This is a genomic window from Fulvivirga sp. M361 (assembly GCF_007097395.1).
In the GTDB taxonomy this organism is placed as follows: domain Bacteria; phylum Bacteroidota; class Bacteroidia; order Cytophagales; family Cyclobacteriaceae; genus Fulvivirga.
Map to the genome: position 1 here is coordinate 50,144 of NZ_VKDC01000002.1, position 19,868 is coordinate 70,011.

Here is a 19,868-nt window from a genome sequence, read left to right on the forward strand (position 1 = left end):
CTATATTTATTTATCAATAATCAGTTTATGAATATACCTTCTCTCTCCATTTTGAAGGTGTATCAAGTACAGGCCCTTATTTAATGAACTGGTGTCTATCAAGGTGATCTCACTTCTGCTTCTTATCTCATAATTCCATTGTTGAATGATCCTTTTACCGGCAACATCTGAAATACTGAGATTCCAAATACCCTCTTCAGGAAATCGCATAGTTAACATTGCGCCTGCCGGGTTAGGAAAGATGAAGGTATTTTGCTGCTCCGGCAGTTGACTTCTTATATCAGGATAAGACATTCGTATCCGGGAGTTATAGCCAGCGGTTGATGACGATAAAATGGATAAATATTCGCCATAGATGTCGCTCACTTCAGATGTAGTCAAGGGAACATTGTACAATTTAATTTCGTCCAGATGGCCTGCAAAATATCGTCTGTTATCACTTGGACGCCCCAGGTAGATATTAGCCGAAAAGGTAAAAGGATCTCCTCCATGGATCGCACTGCCTTTTAGTTCTCCATCCAGATACAGGTCAGTCCTTCCCTCTACGTCCCAGGACACTACCGCCATGTGCCAGTTGCCATCGTTGACAGAACCGGCATTCAGCTCCGTATCATTAGCCCCTTTGCTATAAAATTCCAGTCCACCGTCCCTGCTAATATTAAGATGTGTTTCTTTATCAGGCCCAAACCCATTACCACTGTTCTCGGCAGAGCCATAGAAGATCATCCCCCTGCCGCTTTGAATTGTATTGAACCACAGTAGCACAGCCCCTCGTGCACTACTAAGAATACCCGATGGAACTATGATGTAATTATTTTCCCCATTGAAACTGCCTGCCTGATCAAACCTACCCGAAGTAAAACTTACTCCGCTGTTAATAGCATGATTGATCCCGTTATCATCGAGTACATTGCCCTCCAGTCTATAATATGCCAGTGCAGAGGCCGTGGTGGCCGTTCCTGTTTCCGAATAGGCGGAATGTCCGAAAATCTTGTTAAATGACCGTATCCTGTAGGTATACGCCTCTCCTTCCGATAGTTCTTCATCGATGAAGTTTTCCTCATTTTGCTCTGTAGCTCCCACCAGTACAAAACCGTTTCTCTCCAGCCTTTCTATGTCATAGCTGTCTTCATTAGAAGCCAGGTCTTTCCAGTTTACCTGAACTCTGGTTAGACCTAAAGTGGCTACAGTTACATTGTCCGGAACGGCTGGCACGGGGAGGTTGCACTGTTTTTTACGGGATAGTCTGGTTCTCAAGCGCCATCTCCCTTTTTCATTTTGCCAAAAGACTTTGGCTATGTTGAACCATGACGCCGGGTTGGTGAAGAAATAGCTTACTCCCGGTGGCGCAACCTGCTTACCGTACTGCCCACCTCCTGTGCTATAGCTTCTCCAGCCAATCCTTACATTAAACGGGTTTGGATTGTACACCTCCCACCTAAGTTCATATGACGGGTCTTGTGAACATGACGGAGAAAGAGAAAGCCGGCTAATTTTTTTTTTGTAAACTATATTTTGTTCCGTCGAAGTACTTTCACCCCCATTGTTAAATGCGACAATCCGATAGATATAGTTGCCACTTGTTTCAAGCGTTGAGTCCATGAAGTCGACACTCTCCGGGGGCAAGGTGGCAATCGTTGAAAATGGCTTATCTTGCTGGCTTCGTTGAACCAAAAAACCCTCCTCTGTATCAGAACGATCCGACCAGGTAAGACGAATACGATCAAAAAAGGTCTGGATCAAAACCAGGCTGTCAGGAGCGTCAGGAGGTAACTTCCATGTAGTGCTAAAAACCGGGTCGGAATAAAATGAATTGTTTGCTGTACCCAATGCTTTTATACGGTAACTGTAGGTAGTATTGGGTTCTAATCCGTCATCCCGAAAACTGACTATATCCGTATCCGTCTCTTTGATAGTCACAAATCCGTCGCCTTCAGCCTTGCGTTGGATCTTATAACCCGTTTCACCGTCGACATCGGACCATGAAAGTGTTATTTCAGATGAAGAAATACTTTTCGCATTAAAGTTTGAAGGTGTGGGTAAAAGCTCACCGGTACCTTCGCTTATGGTTAGATCAGCAAAATTGTAAGTTCGCAACATCCCATCGATACTAACCACCATAATATCAGAATCAACATCCTGCTGCACCCATGGGTTGGTCATTAAAGGCCAACTGGTGTAGTCAATAATATTTCCATCAATTTTTCGATGTAGGTTATAGGCTATATCCAGGGTATGACCATAAATTGATCGATAAACCAGCTGCGGATTTTCTATGTCCGGATTCGAGCCTTCCAGCCTATCTATACTTTCTATTTCTGTTTTGAAAGCTGCCAGTTGGGTTATAGCATCTTCCCCTGAATAGCGGTCAGGATTTGCCGTTTCAATCACTATCCCATTTTTCAAATGATCCGATCGAATGCGTGCATCTCCTTGGTTCCAAATCAGTTCCTTAAGAGATAGCACCGCTATTAATACATTTCCATAATGGAAATAAACATTATTGGTACTATCGATGAAAGCGTCGTAATCATCCGATATGAAACCTTCTGTATATGGAAAGTCCTGGTCTGAGGCTATGTTATAAATAGCCACCAGGGTACGGTCTTTTTGAAGCACCTGCTCAAAACGTGTGGTGCCCGCTCTATTGCGTGAAATATCCCTCCTTCCGTGCTTCATCCAGAAGGCGCTTTTTCGATCATCACCATTCACAGATTGCCAAACCACTCCCCATCGGTGGGATTGTTGGTTCAGGCCTGAGCTTTGATTCGGAGGAAGTTCCGCCTGACTGTATAGGGCATAGCGATCACCATCCATAAAAGTGGTCTTTCGAAAATCAAGTGCCCACTCTGTATTTACCGCATGGCTTTCACGATTCAGGAACGGTTGTTCACGTTTGTTGGCCAGTTTATAGATCACTTCGGGTAACCTGTAATCTGATACGATCGAACCGATGGCAAAACAAGCGCGTGGCAAAGACCTGAGGTTGAAATTATCCGGACTTTTACCCCCAAAGTATAACCAAAGGGTCATGTCTGTTTCAAAGTATTCATTTTGAGCATCGTATGGGAACAGGCTACGTAAAGAAGAGGTAGCGTAATGCCCCTCCATCCATTCATTGGCTGAATTGATCATCAACCATTCAAAGGCCAAGGCTGCCAATTGTCGTATTTCAGGGTCAAGTGCATGATCGGCCAATGTACGCAATGGGCCCAGGTGAAAAGTAATATAAATGGGTGAATCATGTTCGATCACACCACGACGAACCCACTCATTTAGCCTGAACAGAAGATAGTTCTTACCGGCAGGATCACCAGCGGCGAAATCGGAACCGCTTGCAAAATCTGAAGCCGGCCATTGCTCTGAAGCAAGGAACCGGGCCGTTGCCAACATTATCAAATGATTTTGGGTGGCCCCTTCATCATACCCCGTGAATGAGGTCATGAAATTCCGGGTAACATCCTTAAGTTCATCTGTATAGCGAGTACTCTTCCAACGAAGGTATGCATCCATACTTCCCCAATAGGCAAAAGGTGGGTCTTCAGGTGTGCTGGCCAGCGTTTGTGACAGCACATCCCTTCCCTGGGCATCCAATCCTTTAACAAAGTTAGCTTGTGCATACCAAAAACCGTATTTTGGAATATCACCGGGTATTGTGCCTACGGCATATTCATCAATAATGGCATCGCCACGCTGGCTAAAAGTGCCCTGGGCATTTGGAGTATCCCATATTATCAAAAAAAACAGGGCCCATAAAAGAGGTCTATAAGTGTTTTTGCCAGAATGATATGTGTGAGCGGGTGTCATGGTCGCGTTGTTTGAGTATTCATTTTTGAGAATTGTTCATCCGATGCATTTCAACACCGGCAAGTAATGTGGATGCAAGACCGTGGGTATCATTCACGGACCTGGGCCGGTTATAATAGAAGGGTGCGTTAAGCTCAACATGTGTCCCTACACATATATCACTCACCTGGGCATCTTCGGTGACTTTCTCCTTGAGCCCCTGCCAGCCGCGCTGAGCAGCGGTACGGTAGAGGTCCGGGACCCAACCTTCATTGACTGCCCTGGCGATAGCATATGTGAACATTGCCGTACAGGATGACTCCTCATAGGAATCGGTACGGTCCAAAACCTGATGCCACCGGCCTGACCCCGACTGATAACGGACTATACCGCGGATATGACGCCGTAAGATCGTAAGAAGTTGAGCTCTCTTGGGATGGTCACGCGGCAGTGCTGAAAGGAGCTCAACCTGCGCCATCATAATCCAGCCATTGGCACGTCCCCAGTAAGCCGGGGTAAGATCTTTTGTAGGAATAATGAAAGCATGATTATACAACCGGTCAGTGTCATTGTAAAGGTATTGGGTGAAGTTGATCACCTGGTTGGCCGCATCTTCCAGGTATTTCACCTCACCGGTCATCTCTCCCATTTTCACAAGGAAAATACATCCCATATATAGATCATCTCCCCAGAGTGTCATCTCTACAGGGTGATCCCGAACAAATGTTCCATCCTCCAGACGGTGTTCTCTATGAGATATATAATCGGCAGCTTTATCAATATACTCTTTAAAGCGTTTGTCCTGGTGTACCTGGTAGGTTTCTATTAGCGCTGCCCCCATGGTTCCGCAGTTATCTAACATATCCATTTTAAAAAACCGGAATAAAGAGGTTTTTTTAACTTCCGGGTCTTTATATAGTTTTTGGAAATAGTCCAGTTGGTCAAAGGCATAGGTATAAGTTTCTGCCACATGGTCCGCATACTTAGGATCATTCAGAGCCTCAGACATTCTGATCAAAGCCATTTTCAGGACACCATTTTCATAATGCCAGTCGACATATTTGCTTTTAAGTTTTATGTCTGCAGAGGTTGCCAGGCCCTTGCTGTCAGGATAGTTTTCACCGGTTTTGTGATTGATCAGTTGTAAGGAGGTTGTTTCCAACACTTTGTCTGCCAGAAAACGGACCGTTCCTTCTTCCGTTCTTAGTGCCTTTCTGTACTGGGCATTTACATGGGCAGCAAATGCTACCAGCACCAAGGTAAAAATACCCTTACTCAACAGTTGCATATTTTTTGAGCTCCTACCTATACTTGAATTAACACATCGCACTTTCATGGATATCACATTTTGAGATGATTTCTTCCTATTTAAATTTTTGACTATAACCGAAGCCGGTCCGGAAAATACAGATCAGGTCTTATCGTAACCTTCGACTGGTTTTAAAAGGGTAGACCGGCATAAGCCAGCCTACCCGATTTAACCAAAACCCAGGGAATACCTTCCATATTCTGCCTTTTATACCCTATCCAAGGAAACAGTCTATAGCATTATCAGACTGCATACTATTTTTAATAATGAGATCGGTGCTATAACACAGAAATAGCAGAACCTATCTGATAAACATTAACTATCATAAGGTTTAATAGCCTTCTGTCTGTTGCCAACCTGTCAATCCGATTTCCAATTCAGGCAGCGGATAATAGATCATATGTGGTTGATACCCGTCTGATGCGCGTGCATCGGCCGACATAACACTATCAAAAAGTTCCCATCGCACTAAATTGAACCTGCGCTTTGCCTCATAGGCAAGCTCAAAAGTCCATTCATCTCTCACCGCATCCCTGAATGCGTTTTGAGATAAACCTGACAATTCCGGCATATTGGCCCTGACCCGGACCTGGTTGATGGCATCATATGCCCTGGCCGTAGGACCACCATTGGCTTCGTTGTCAGCTTCTGCCAGGATAAGAAGTACCTCAGCATAACGGAATATGTTAATATTAGCGGCAGATGCTCTATTCAAACCGCTGTAGGTACTATTGTCAACATCATACTTGATACACACAGGTTCACCGGCCAATTCGTTATTGCCACCCCAGTTATCCGTATAGGTTATTATATTTCCTCCACCCTTGTCAAATTCAGTGATAAAGGTAGCGGCCTTACGGCTATCTGCGTCTGAGAATTGATTAAGCGTTACTTCAGACGCAAGGAACCTTCCGGTACCTCTACTACCACCTCCGAATTCATTAGGACGAAAATGACGTGTTATCCTGGTTGGGGCCTGATTGACGTAATGAAACGATAATATGTTTTCCATTGTTGTTTCCTGAGGAGTACCCCAATGGGTCCATAACTCTGAAAAGTCAGTTACCAAACTGTATAATCCCATATCGATCACTTCCCGGGCCTTTGATGCCGCCATTTCCCATCTTGAATTATCTTTTATCGGCCACCCTGCCCACGTAAGGTATAGCTTTGCAAGCATAGTTTTAGCTGCGCCTGATGTCGGCCTTCCATCGTCAGGCACAGCCGAACTACCCGTCCATGATGCGGGTGCATTAGCTTCGGCAAATAGCAGATCTGATTCAATGAACCTGTAAATCGCTTCAACATCCCGGACAGGCTGGAAACTTGCATCAAGTGATTCGGTAGGCTTATCCACAAGCGGTAAATTTCCGCCATACAGTCTTACCAGGTTAAAATACATCCATGCCCTGTAAAATCTTGCACCTCCTAAGTAACGAGGAGCCCATTCCTGCCCTTCTATAGCTCCGATCAATGTGTTAGCTTCATTGATAACACGAAATGAAGCCTGGTAGACGTCAAGCACGTGACGATTGTTGGTCAGGAAAGTATAGTGATCTATGTCAAAACGACTGTTATCTGAATCATCAGAGGTACTTTCATCTGAACTTCCTTGTGCGAGCTGAAAAAAACTTTCATCGAAATAGAATCCTGAGTTAAGATCATCATCTCCTATACCATTCAGGAATAGTTCAGCATCTGAAGGCGAGGATGGAAAGGTGCCAGGCGATAAAAGACTTTGAGGGTCTTCTTCCAAAAAATCACTACACGATAGTAAGCTAATAACAAGGAGTATGGTAAATAATTTATACTTTTTCATTTTATACAACTTTAAAACCATCATTAAAAACCAACATTGACCCCAAAAACCAGCTGTCTTGAACCGGGATATGCTCCATAGTCAAATCCCAGTAATACGTTGCGATCAAGATCTTCTGCCGATCCGCTCCCGCCCCGGCTATTCACCTCCGGATCATAACCGGAGTAGTCTGTGATGGTAAACCAATTTACCGCACTCATATAAACCCGGAGGCTTGCCAGTTTCATGGTATTCAATACGCTGGCGGGAAACGTGTATCCTAATGAAATGTTCCTAAACCTGATAAAGGAGCCATCTTCAATAAAACGATCCGAGATCACATCAAATTCCTGGTCAATACCGACCATCTCATTCGTTGGATTGGAAGGACTCCAGTAATTTAATGTCTCTTTGAAACCGTTATTTGCACTTCCGGGCCTTTCCAGGAACGCACGCCCCAGGTAAGCTATGTCATTACCAATAGAACCTTGAATAGCTACGCTCAGGTCAATGCCCTTATATGCCCAGGTAGAGGTTATGCCAAAGATAAAATCCGGCAGGGCGTTCCCAATGATCACTTTATCTTCCTCATTGATCACATCATCTTCATTTATATTCCTGTATCGCGCTCCACCAAGTCTTGCATCTGCCTGGGGAGATGTGGCCACTTCATCGTCATTCTGGAATATTCCATCAAAGACAAAGCCGTAAAAAGAACCAATAGGTTCACCCTCTCTTAGTATACCATTTGGACGGAATCCATTGCCTAAAGAGGACAGGGTACCATCTAAAAAAACTACAGAATCCTGGCCGAGTTTAGTCACCTCGTTATTAAGGAAAGTTATGTTGGCACCTAAGTCCCATGTAATTCCCTTATCCAGAACTCGTGCCTCGGTACTCAGTTCCCATCCCCAGTTTTCCATATCACCAATATTCTGTACCTGACGTTCTAACCCGGCCGCAAAGGGCGATCGCTGATCAAACAACAGATCACGGGTCTTTTTATGAAAGTAGTCCACAGTCAAGGTGATCCGCTCTTCGAGAAATCCCATATCAATTCCTATATTGGTTTGGGCAGTGGTTTCCCATTTCAGATTAGGATTGGCTGCAGTCTCCACATTGATTTCATTGGTAAAGAAGTTCTGCCCCACTGCGTAACCACCATTATTACCTGTTTTAAAGGCTGCTAATGACTGATAAGGATCAATGGCCTGGCTCCCCACTTCGCCATATCCGGCACGGACCTTAAGATTGCTCAGCAAACTCAGGTCCGACATAAAGCCTTCTTTTGACACTACCCATGATACAGAAGCCGCCGGAAAAAAAGCCCATTTATTGTTAGTTGCAAATTTAGAGGAGCCATCCGCCCTTCCTGAAATAGTCAACAAATACTTATCATCATAAGCATAGGCTATACGTCCCAGGAACGATGCTATCGTACTTTCCCGTAAGCGGGTGCTTGGCGCAACGATATTTTTTGCTAGACCTAAACCAGCGAAACCGAGTGCATCTGTAGAAAAGCCAGTACCGGTAAACCTTGTTCTGAAATCCGTAAAAGATTGTGCCGTGAATCCGGCAACAGAATTGAAGCGATGCTTACCAAATGCTTTTATGTAGCTCAATGTATTTTCAATAAGCCACTCGTCATCTCTTCGGTTGGTAATTGTGGAACGGCCACTATCTGCCCTGGCTTCGAATAAAGCGCCCGGCACATAATTCTTTGTCTCACGATTTTTATTGATGTAAGTTCCACTCACTTTAAGCGTCAGTCCGGGAATGATATCCCATTCTATGAAGAGGTTATTGAGCAGATAGTTCCTTACTTCTTCATTTTGTCTGATATCAAGAACCTCGGCGGGATTGTCTACCAAAGCGCCATCCACAGCTTCATTGTACGTGATACCGTCAGAAGCAAAAACCGGTACAATCGGTGAAAAGGTGGTAGCTCTTGCAGTTAACCCGCCTCCCCTTACATTTTGTACAATACCATTGGTCACGGCACGAAAAAGGTTCATATTATTCCCCACCCTGAAATTCTCACTGATTTCATGGTCTACATTTATACGAATACCAATTTTTTCATAATTGGAGCTCCTGACTACGCCTTCCTGTTCCAGGTACTCGCCCAGTACGGCAAACCTGGTTTTTTCACTCCCCCCTGTTACGGATAAGTGATAGTTCTGGAATATTCCCCTCTGAAATATTTCATCCTGCCAATCCGTCCCCTCACCACTTAAGATAGGGTTATCCAGCTCGAAACTTCCGGGATCACTGGGTGAAAAACTAGCCGGAACAGTAAATAGTGCGCTTTCATCCAACAAACTCAAATGCTCTTCTGCTGTGAGAAGATCGAGTTCTTTGAGCACTTCCTGGTACCCTACTGAGCTACTGAAGTTAACAGTTGTTTTACCCGATTCACCTCTCTTAGTGGTGACAATGATCACACCATTAGCCCCCCTGGAACCATAGATAGCAGTGGCTGAAGCATCCTTTAATACCTGCACGGATGCCACATCGTTAGGGTTAAGAGATTGAAGATCGGCCCCAAGAACTCCATCAATAACTATCAGTGGGTTATTATCACCTGTAAGAGAATTATTTCCCCTGATCCGAATGGTAGGTGCCGTACCCGGAGACGGATCAGAATTGGTGATCTGCAATCCTGCAGCCTTACCCGCCAGGGCCTGCTCGATCCTCGGTACCGGCATATTGGCAATGTTCTCAGTATTAATAGTAGATACGGAACCGGTGAGGTCTTTTCTTTCCTGAGTACCATAGCCTATGACCACGACTTCCTGCAAAGTTGAAATGTCCAGGGTCAGGCGCACATCAATAGTAGTCTGGTTTCCGATGAACACCTCTTCTGTTGCATAACCAATAAAAGAAAACACTAATACTTTGGAATCGTCCGGTACAGAAAATGTATAATTACCGTCTACATCTGATACTGTTCCGATGGTAGTACCTTTTATAAAGATGTTTACTCCTGGCAGGACATTATCTTCGTCATCCGTCACTTTTCCCGTGATCACCCGATCTATGGATAACGACATGTCAGGTATGGAAGAAGGTGCATTGGCGACCATAGTACGATTACCAGCCTTAGGATAGTTCTTACCCAAAGATCTTTTTTTCAGGCGCTTCGGACGTGTTTCATTTATTTTCCTTTGAATGAGATAATAGTTTTTATCTATTCGTTTCATATTCAAGTCCATAGACGCCAGAATATCTCTAAGCGCAGATTCAACCTGTTTTATCCTGACTTTATCACCCTCAGGAAACGAGAACGCCTCCATGGTCAGACGCTTACCAAGGACTAGCTCAACATCGTAGCTGAGGTTGATCTCATAGGTAGTTTCAACCCATTCCAGCAAGTCAGATAAACTTTTTTCTTTTGAGTTGATAGCCTGAAAAAGGTCACCAGTGCCATATTGCGTCACTAACGCAAGACCCTGGCCATGGCTGATCAAAAAGGAACTCAGAAAGGCCATAAGCAAGCTAACAGCCCCTCTCATTTTTGGTAAATTGTTCTTCATAAACTCTAAATTAGGTTTAGATAAATAGCGGGGCCCAACCGGACCTCCGATGAGATAACTTACTTATTCTCAATAATTTTCAGATTGTAAGTTTGTGTGAGGGCTTCTTTAAGTATATCGATGTCATTGGCCAGAAATGTCCCTTTAAATCTCTTGCGTTTCACAGAATCGTTAGGGAAGTGTATTTCCAGCCCGTAGGTGTCTCTCAGTATTTGTGATATCTCAAGTAATGGCGTGCCATCAAAGATGAGTTGGTTGTCCTTCCAGGAAGATAGCTGTCCGGGAGTTTCAACGTGGTGCACTATCGTATTACCTTTTACCTTGTCAAAGGATACCAGTTCGCCAGGCACCATCATCACCTCTGCCGTGTCCGTATCCTGCGGAATATACAAGCGCACTTTACCGGTGTTCAGGACTACCTCGGTCTCCTCATGTCTACTGGTTACGTTGAAAGTTGTACCCAATACCTCTACCCCCAGTTCACTGGTATGGACCACGAATTTCTTAGCCGCACCCTGATGTTCAATGTGCTTAATGTCAAAAAAGGCTTCTCCCTCCAGAAATACCTCTCTACCTGATGAGGATTGCCATGAATCTGACAAATGCAGCCGGCTATTACCATTCAAGGTAACTTGTGAACCATCTGGTAGGGTAACTTCTTTAATTTCGCCATAGGCAGACGAATAAACAGTAACATCCGGTTTCAGATAGAGCAAATAGCCAGCAGCCAGCATGAGTGTGCCAACGAAAACTGCAGCGGCCTTGTAATAAAATGATGCCCTAAGCGGTTTCACCTTACCGGAAACGGATGTGGCGGTATCCTGACGTACTTTTTTCCAAACCTCGACAAAATCATTATTGGCTTCCGGATCACTGGTAAAACCCAAAAGCAGAACCGTATCCCGGGCCTCCGCGATGATCTTATCATATTCAGGGTTTTGTTTTATCCATGTTTGCCAGTACTGATCTTTCTCATCAGTAGGGTTCAGCACCCAGGATTGGAAGTGTCTATCCAATACAAAATCTCTGGTTGTATAATGACTTTTTTTCATGGCTTTTACACTGATTCTTTTTTTCATGCCGGAAAAGTCTGATCGCTTTTTCCGGCTTTCAATACACTGACAAATGAGATGGGAAATTCTAATCTCTTTTATCAAAAAAAATTGGAGATACGGAAATATACATGAAGGTTGGATGTAATGATCCTTACTCTACTACCTGGTTAGGACTTAATAAAACAGGGGTATTTAGCAGGAAATAAAGCAACGCTTTACATATAGGACTGCCCAAAAAGTATGAGGGATAAAATTATAGTGGTGAGGCTGTTACGAAGAAGTTTTATGGCCTTTGAGATAAGGTTATAGGTAGAATTAATATCGATGGTCAGTTTCTTTGCAATTTCCTGATTAGAAAAATTGTGATAAAATTTTAAATGAAGGGCTTTTCTCTGCCGCGAAGTAAGCATTTCCATTGCAGCAAACACGCGGGCCTTCCTTTCTTCCAGTGACTGGTGATCAATTATTTCACTTTCTCTTGAAGCCGTAGTCAATAGCACTGCATGCTCAAACAATGTTTCCTGCACACTGATCTTTTTTGATCGCTTAAAATGGTTAATAAGCCTTCTTTTCAGCGCAATAACGAGATAGCCTTTAACATTGTCTACAGCCTTCAATTGCTCTCTTTTATTCCACAGATCAACATAAAGGTCATGTATGCAGTCTTTCACCAACTCTTTTTGCTGGCTGATTTTCAGTCCATACTGATACAGGTCCATGAAAGTCTTTTGATATAACATTGCAAAAGAACTCTCACACCCTTCTCTGAACGCATCCCAAAGGGCAAGGTCCTGGTCATAAAATACAGGTTTACTCGATTTACTAATCTTCAACTTGCTTTTTTCCAGATCATCATCATTATGTGAGATCTTATGATACATTACCTTTTTTATTTTTCATTGATCACCATTTCACTTCACAGTATATGGTATTTTCCCGTCTTAGTCTCCCATCAGGTCTCCATCTATGGTCATTTATACAATCGATGTTTTAGATGACAATCATTTATTGAAAGTAATTTTTATTGGTTCAGATAATTTGACTGCTTCATCTTCCAATGCCTTCATAAAAAGGTCCTGGTCAGCGAATTTTTTATCTTCCAGCTCCCAGCCCGTATAGAAATAGAACTGAAATTCATCACTGTCACTTTTCAGAGCCATATAGTCAGTAAAAGTGATCCCGTCACCTTCTTTGGGAGCACTACCGTATCGCGCCAATTGATCTTTGTTAGTAAGTAAAGCCATACCTAACATGTCCTGATTTTCACTTTGCCTACCATGACTGGCAAGAACTTCCAGCGCACCAACATCCTTTTGGACCGGGACAATGCCAAACATATTCACTATCCCGGTGACAAGTGTATCACTGGCAGAACCTTTAATCACTACCTTATCATGATACCATGTTTTCCCTCCCCAGATAGTGACAAACTCATCCATATCATAGCTTTTACTTTCTACCTGCCATCCCTTATAACTGAGCTGAATTATTGCCCGCACAGGTCCATCTGCAATTTTTTTAAATATTGCGGATCTAGTTTTCCCTAACCGGTACAATGAGTCATTTTTGAGCATGGCCAGGGACCCTGCACCAAGTGAGTTTCCTACTTTCAGGACATCCATACCCCAAGGTTGTAATTTATGATAGTTCCCTTTTAGGCCTATTGAATCAAGGAAAATCCCGGTTTTAGTTTTTCCGAAGATATCCTTACCATTTCTGCTGTCAAAATACACCCTGTAGGCGATCTTATCACTTTCCCACCCAGGGCCCTCAAACTGATACAGGTAAGGCTGACTTTGAGGCTCATGATCATCTGGTCTGACGTTGTGATCAACCGATTTAAAATCTCCCTGCCTTGCGGGACGGTAACCTAGGTAGGCATGGGCACGGGAATCATGCCTGACATCTTTCGATTGCTCCACCCATTGAAGCGTAAGCTCAACTTTAGCCCTTGGAGGGAAAGAATATTGAAAAGACAGTTCGTCCCAGGTACCATCATCATCCAGGTCGTCGAGTTGGCTGGGCAGGACCTTGCCAGACCTATCATTTACCATGATCACCTCGTTGGCCGGATCTATATCTATGGCCAGCCACTCTAAAAGATCTGCTCTCCTTAGTACTATCGGTTCATCAGGTCGCTCAAGGTCTAAGGTGTTTTCTAAAGTGATGGATACATTGGAACCTGTGGTGCAAGCAGTGACGGATAGACTAAGAATAGCCAGACATATGCTGTGCCAACGCGTCTTTTTTATATCCATCAAAAATGATATCCAAAGAATTTTATGGTTCGTAATATGAATATCCATTGCTTTTTGTAAATACTTTAGTGGTCAATTTACAATAAATCCATGTAAATACAATCGATTGTATTTGAGCTTGTATAAAATTGCTTTATTTGTGTCATGAAAAAAGGGCAGATCACCATTCATGATATTGCACGACATTTGAGTCTGGATAGCTCTACTATTTCACGTGCCTTAAATGATAGCCCTCGTGTAACAGCCAAAACAAAGGAAAAGGTTAGAAAAGTGGCTTCTGAGCTAGGGTATCGCCCTAACCTTATGGCAACCGGTTTACGGACCCAACGATCCAAGACCATTGGGGTGATCGTGCCGTGGATATCTCGTCACTTCTTTTCTTCAGCCATATCGGGTATTGAGCAAGTAGTCTACAAAGAAGGGTACCATGTCATAATATGCCAGTCGCATGACAACTATAAAAGAGAAGTGTCAAATACATTTGCCCTGTTTGATAATAGGGTCGAGGGTGTGCTGGCCTCTGTTGCCATGGATACCACCAAATTTGACCATTTGACACAAATTAAGGATGAAAATATTCCAATTGTATTCTTTGACCGGTATCCTCCCGGAGTATCGGCCTGTCGCGTGGTGATCGATGATTTTAAAGCTGCTTACCAGGTAACGGAGCACTTGATCAGCCAGGGTCACAGAAGGATAGCGCATTTTTCCGGACCCCGGAATTTGAATATCTACCGGGATAGATTTGACGGATATAAAAAAGCGCTCAAAGATCACAATCTGGTAATGGATCCTACTATGGTTTTTGAAAGTCGCCTTTTACCCGATGATGGAATAGAGGGAATAAAGTACTTGTTATCACTCCCTGACTTGCCCGACGCACTTTTCTGTTCAAATGATCTCACGGCCCTGTCAGCTATGCAATACCTTCAAAAGGATGGCTCTTTTTCCGTACCTGATGATATGGCAATCGCCGGATTCAGCAACTCACCAAGTACATCTATCATAAAGCCTGGACTTACTACCGTTGATCAATCGGGAGAAGAAATAGGAAAAGCAGCGGCAAAGCGACTTATTGCTGAAATCCGTGGAGAAACCGATAGAGGAATGAACGAGGTGATCACTATCGATACGCAGCTGATCGTACGAGGATCTTCGTGTAGAAAGTGACTTGATAAGTGAATTTACCTTGACGTAACAGGCTATCTGGCAACTAATGAAATACCTGCTTTACCTCACTTTACTACTGAGGGATACCCGTGCCCTGTGTTTAATAGGCAAAAAATGCAAGGTGACTATAATGAATAGTATTTACAGATCTTATGCTGAAACTCACGTAACTTAAATGCATCTCAACCCTTAATAAACTCATGAAGGAAATGTCACATGCAGGCTTGAAAAGTATATTAAATGTATTATGTCTATTTCCAACGCTTCTGTTTTGTCAGGTCACAGAAACTTCTGTAAACCAATGGATCGATAAAAATGAGGATGAAAATTATACGGCCCGTCATGAATGTTCTTTTGTACAGGCAGGTGACAGGTTCATAATGTTCGGAGGGAGAGAATCTGCTCAAAAATTAGATATATACAACTATAAAACAAACACTTGGAGCACCGGAAGTGATGCGCCCAAGGAATTCAACCATTTCCAGGCCACTTTCTTTAAAGGATTTGTTTGGGTAATCGGAAGCTTTAAAACCAATAACTTCCCCAAAGAAATTCCGGAGGAAAACATCTGGCTATACCATCCGCCCACAGATAAATGGATCAAAGGTCCTGAAATTCCGACGAACAGAAGACGTGGCGGCGCCGGGCTCGTTGTTTACCAGGATAAATTCTATTTACTTGGAGGGAATACCGTTGGCCACGACGGAGGTTATGTAAATTGGTTTGATTCATATGATCCAAAAACAAATACCTGGACAATACTTGAAAACGCTTCTCAGGCCAGGGACCACTTCCACGCCGCTGTAATAGGCCACACCTTGTATGCAGCCAGTGGAAGGCAGTCTGGTGGAAAAGGTGGTGTATTTGCCCCACTTATTAGCATAGTGGACACCTACAATTTCAAGACTCAAACATGGTCTACTCTTGAAAAAGAACTGCCCACTCCCAGGGCAGCACCCGGAGTTGTTACCTTTAACAATGAGCTTTTCGTTATGGGTGGAGAAGGTGAAATCCAGGGACCGGCCTACAAACTTACTGAAGCCTATAGTCCTGTATCTCAACGCTGGTCCCGTAAAGCGGATATGCATTATCCCAGACATGGCACCCAGGCTATCTTGTCAGGTAATGGGGTCTATATAGCAGGCGGATCACCTAATCGTGGAGGTGGAAGGCAATGGAATATGGAAGTTTATAATGAAGATGCTCCTGAAGGTGTGGCTTTAATAGCTTCTAACCTCATTGCTCCAACAGAAATATCCATGATTAACGGAAAGACCAAAATCATAGAAATTGAAAACACGGGAGGAAATACCGGTAGCTTCATCAACACAATAAAATTAACCGGACCGGAAAATGACCGATTTCAAATCAAATCCGAGGTGGGTTTAACTCTTGTGGACGCTGATGAGCAATTGAAAATAGAAGTTAAGCACCTGGGGAATAGGAAAGGTGAAAAGGCGAATTTGCATATTATCTATAATGGTGATATTGAAAAAATCATCCGTCTGATAAGCCTTTAGCCTATGAATAGAACCTTTTCAAGTATCAGCTAATGTTTGGATGTATCTTTTCCAGCTTTTTATAAACACGATCTATCCAGCACCCTGTTCTCCTAACTGACAATAGTTTGTTTTTATTTTTAACGTGAAATAAGAGTGATTTACTATTTTCGCCGTATAGTTGGTTTTACTTACTCATGCTCAGAACTTTCCTTTATGCCGCATTTATCATCGGCATTAATCTTATGGCTACCATCACTGTTTTGGGACAACAGTCATTTCAATATATTCCAAGATACATATGATCAGGAATCAAAGGAATTGATCAAAACAATAAAAGAAGAGTTTAGAAAGGAAGTTCCATTGTTACAAGACGAAAGGTTAAAAAGTGATTATAAAAAAAACCTAAAATTCCTCCTGAGTATGATCAAAAACGACGCGTTCATCGATGAATCCGTTTTACAAAATTTTATCGATCGGATCGTGGAAAGGATCTTGAAACAAAATGACATACGACATCCTCCAAAATTCATATTTATTGCCAAGAACAACTCGGTAAATGCCTATACCGTAGGGCTTAACTGCCTGGTGGTAAACATCGGTTTGCTGGCACGTGTACAAAATGAAGATCAACTGGCCTTTGTCCTGGCACACGAAATGGCGCATAACGAGCTGGACCATGTCAAAAAAAGCCTGGCAGAAATTCGTGAAATAAAAGATGAAAGCCGAGGCCGGTTATCGCAAGAAATAGAAGGTCGAAGCCTCGAAAATACGATTATAACTTTACAGCGAATGGCCTATGACTTTGGCCGATTTAAAAGAGAAAATGAAATAAAGGCAGACTCACTGTGGTATGTTTATTATAAAAAAAGTAAATACCCGGGGTGGGGAGCGTTAACAGCCCTGTCTATGCTGGACTCCATTACCTATCCTAAGTATCCGCAAGGCTATTCATTACTCGAACCTTTTCATGCCAAGGACTATCCTTTGCAATCCCGTTGGCTAAAAGGAAGACCAAGAGGGTATAGTATGAAAAAATCTCATTTATTGATCTTCCGAGTGGATTCTCTACAGTCACATCCGGTTATTCCTGAACGGCTGCAGCTTCTTGTTAATAGGATGGACATTGCCGATCTAAGCCCATCCGTACAAAATGATGCCGATGAGATCACTCTTATTGCTGAGTTTGAAACTGTGGAGGCTGCTTACTTCATGAAAAAATATGATCAATGTCTCCATCAAGCGTTGCAACAACGCTCGAGATATCCTGAAGATCCGTATCTCATCACTATGATCACAAAAGTCCTGATCGAACTTGGTGAGGCTAAAAAGTATAGTGAACTTTACCGTTTTGTTCAAAGTAATACTGCCAATTATGGGGAGGAACTGACGGAGCTCAATCATTTTTTACATAATATCACCTCTAGGGAACTGCTGGAGGTAGCCTATCATTTCCTGAAAAATCCGGAAAATTTCAATGAGGAGGTTCAGAGTCACCATTTCTTCCTTTGGAAACTGGCTAGGCTCACGGATAGAAAAGACCTCCAGAAAAAACTTGTCAAACAATACAAAGTCAGGTTCCCTGATGGAGCATATATCCATAAGATGTATTGAAACCTGCAGACAAGCTCACTTACCGCTTACCGCCCCGTCCTGAAATAACTTGAAAGGTTTTACATAACAATCCTTTAAAAGGGATCACTCACTAGAACAAAATATCTTCATATACTCCATCACAACAAGTTCTACAGGTTAGTTTACCGGGTAAAGCCTCCGGTTTAAACATAGACTTGCCTAAAAGCATGCGTACACATTCCTGTATGCCTTCTATAATAGAAGGGTGAGGGTGAACGCATTCAGCCAATTCCTCTATGCCTTTATCCATATTGATGAGTAACGCCACCGCTTGAATAGCGCTGGAAGCATGTAGGCCTACCACCCGCATACCCAGAATTTTCATCTCTTCGTCGTTAGTAACCAGCAGTTTGATAAAACCTTGCGTAATCCTTTTTGCCACTGCCCTGGGTATAACGCTGTAATCTAAAGACACCACTTTATAAGGAATCCCTTTCTTCTTTGCCTGTGTCTCATTAAGACCTACTCCGGCCACCTCAGGCTGTAAAAACATGATAGTAGAGATGTTTTCATACACCAGCTTACGCTTAGGTTTGCCGAATATTTTCTCCACCGCATGACGGCCTTCCAGTTCGCCAACATTTACTAAAGCGATGTCTGAGGTAATATCTCCTACAGCATAAATATTCGAAACCGATGTTTGAGTTTCTTCATCTTCAATGCCACGGTTATTCAGCTTTATATCCACTTCATCACTCCAAAGCCCCTCGTAGTTAGGGATACGTCCCACAGATACTAATGCTTTCTCTACATGGTAAATCTTCTTTTCTCCACTATCGTATTCCAGTTCATATTCCACCCGACCATCTACGATGTCCATACGTACGAGCTGACTGCTACGGTGTATATGCACCCCTTTGGATTCCATATTACGTTCTATCACTGACACAACATCTTCATCTTCAAAAGGAAGTATACGATTGCCTTTATCAATAAGGTGTACTTTGGTTTGGCCAAATCCTGAAAAAATAGTGGCAAACTCACAGCCTATCACCCCTGCACCAAGTATTACCATACTTTTAGGAAAGTCATCCAGGTGCTCGATACCATCACTCGTCAGAATGATCTTTTCGTCAATAGGAATATGAGGTAGCTTCCGGGGACGACTACCGGTGGCGAGTATCACATAGTCCGTATAAATGACTTCGGTACCTTCATCTGAGATAATTTCAATCTCGTGGTTGTTCAACAGGCGTGCAGTGCCTTTTTGATACGTCAATAAACCGGAGTAGTTAGATTCTTCCAATAACTCCATATGCCGGGTTAGCATACTACGCCGCTCTATGACCGCCTGTCTTACTTCCTGACGCATCTCCTGGTAGTTTACACCTGGTGCGGAAAGGTCGTATCGTTTCAAATGTTTATTGAACAAATACGTTTCGCGTGACAGCTCCCACCATGTTTTCGACGACAACGCTCCATTAGTCACGCCCGCCCCTCCTATCCGTGTTTTTTCCACGAGCAATACTTTCTTCCTAAAATCCATTGCCCGCATAGCTGCTGCGTACCCTGAAGGACCAGCACCTATCACCACTAAATCATATTTTTCCATAGTTAAAGCCGCTAATTATCATCAATATAGTTAAATCTTATTAAAGATTTAAAAGGCTAATTGACCGGCCACTCTAACTAACCAAAGAAGTTTGATATAACCCAATTACTTCGAATAAAAAGAATATTTTTATAAAACACACCTAAGGGCAGAGTGCAAAGAGACAAGAGCTTAACGTGGTGTGTACCAGGTACCGGTGACCGACAGGTGTACTGAATATCAAACCCTTACAAATGGAGCAAAATTAAATTTGATTATAAATTCTGGCTA

General features: G+C 43.1%; 11 protein-coding genes. 3 read left to right on the plus strand and 8 right to left on the minus strand.

Features of this window, described 5'->3' with window-relative positions; genetic code table 11:
* Positions 1–6 precede the first annotated feature (6 nt).
* The 7 genes from FNH22_RS01605 to FNH22_RS01635 all read right to left on the minus strand — a co-directional run bounded on the left by FNH22_RS01605 (position 7) and on the right by FNH22_RS01635 (position 13,790).
* Complete coding sequence (locus FNH22_RS01605; RefSeq protein WP_143396545.1) at positions 7–3,807, minus strand: LamG-like jellyroll fold domain-containing protein; 3,801 nt, start codon at positions 3,805–3,807, stop codon at positions 7–9.
* 19 nt (positions 3,808–3,826) lie between these two features.
* Positions 3,827–5,122 (minus strand): glycoside hydrolase family 105 protein, encoded by a 1,296-nt coding sequence (locus FNH22_RS01610; RefSeq protein ID WP_143396546.1) that lies wholly within the window; start codon positions 5,120–5,122, stop codon positions 3,827–3,829.
* 304 nt (positions 5,123–5,426) lie between these two features.
* On the minus strand, positions 5,427–6,914 hold the full coding sequence (locus tag FNH22_RS01615; RefSeq protein ID WP_185154039.1) for a RagB/SusD family nutrient uptake outer membrane protein: 1,488 nt from the start codon (positions 6,912–6,914) through the stop codon (positions 5,427–5,429).
* A 23-nt stretch (positions 6,915–6,937) separates the two neighbouring features.
* Positions 6,938–10,429 carry a TonB-dependent receptor gene (locus tag FNH22_RS01620; protein ID WP_143396549.1) on the minus strand — a complete coding sequence of 1,164 codons (3,492 nt, stop codon included), beginning with the start codon at positions 10,427–10,429 and terminating at the stop codon, positions 6,938–6,940.
* Between the two features lie 59 nt (positions 10,430–10,488).
* On the minus strand, positions 10,489–11,508 hold the full coding sequence (locus tag FNH22_RS01625; protein ID WP_143396550.1) for a FecR family protein: 1,020 nt from the start codon (positions 11,506–11,508) through the stop codon (positions 10,489–10,491).
* 191 nt (positions 11,509–11,699) lie between these two features.
* A complete protein-coding gene (locus FNH22_RS01630; protein ID WP_143396552.1) occupies positions 11,700–12,365 on the minus strand; it encodes an RNA polymerase sigma factor in 666 nt (221 codons plus the stop codon).
* 120 nt (positions 12,366–12,485) lie between these two features.
* Positions 12,486–13,790: a DUF4861 domain-containing protein gene (locus tag FNH22_RS01635; protein ID WP_143396553.1), complete on the minus strand. Its 1,305-nt coding sequence runs from the start codon at positions 13,788–13,790 to the stop codon at positions 12,486–12,488.
* Between the two features lie 96 nt (positions 13,791–13,886).
* On the opposite strand from FNH22_RS01635, the gene FNH22_RS01640 reads away from it, so the two are divergent.
* The 3 genes from FNH22_RS01640 (at position 13,887) to FNH22_RS01650 (ending at position 18,025) form a co-directional block, all read left to right on the plus strand.
* Entirely contained in the window at positions 13,887–14,912 is a 1,026-nt protein-coding gene (locus FNH22_RS01640) for a LacI family DNA-binding transcriptional regulator (RefSeq protein ID WP_143396554.1), read from the plus strand.
* Between the two features lie 200 nt (positions 14,913–15,112).
* Positions 15,113–16,432, plus strand: coding sequence for a kelch repeat-containing protein (locus FNH22_RS01645; protein WP_143396556.1), 1,320 nt, complete (start codon positions 15,113–15,115; stop codon positions 16,430–16,432).
* Positions 16,433–16,627: 195 nt separating this feature from the next.
* A complete protein-coding gene (locus tag FNH22_RS01650; protein WP_143396558.1) occupies positions 16,628–18,025 on the plus strand; it encodes a M48 family metalloprotease in 1,398 nt (465 codons plus the stop codon).
* 91 nt (positions 18,026–18,116) lie between these two features.
* On the opposite strand, the gene FNH22_RS01655 is transcribed toward FNH22_RS01650, so the two are convergent.
* Complete coding sequence (locus tag FNH22_RS01655) at positions 18,117–19,598, minus strand: NAD(P)/FAD-dependent oxidoreductase (RefSeq protein ID WP_143396560.1); 1,482 nt, start codon at positions 19,596–19,598, stop codon at positions 18,117–18,119.
* Positions 19,599–19,868: the final 270 nt, after the last annotated feature.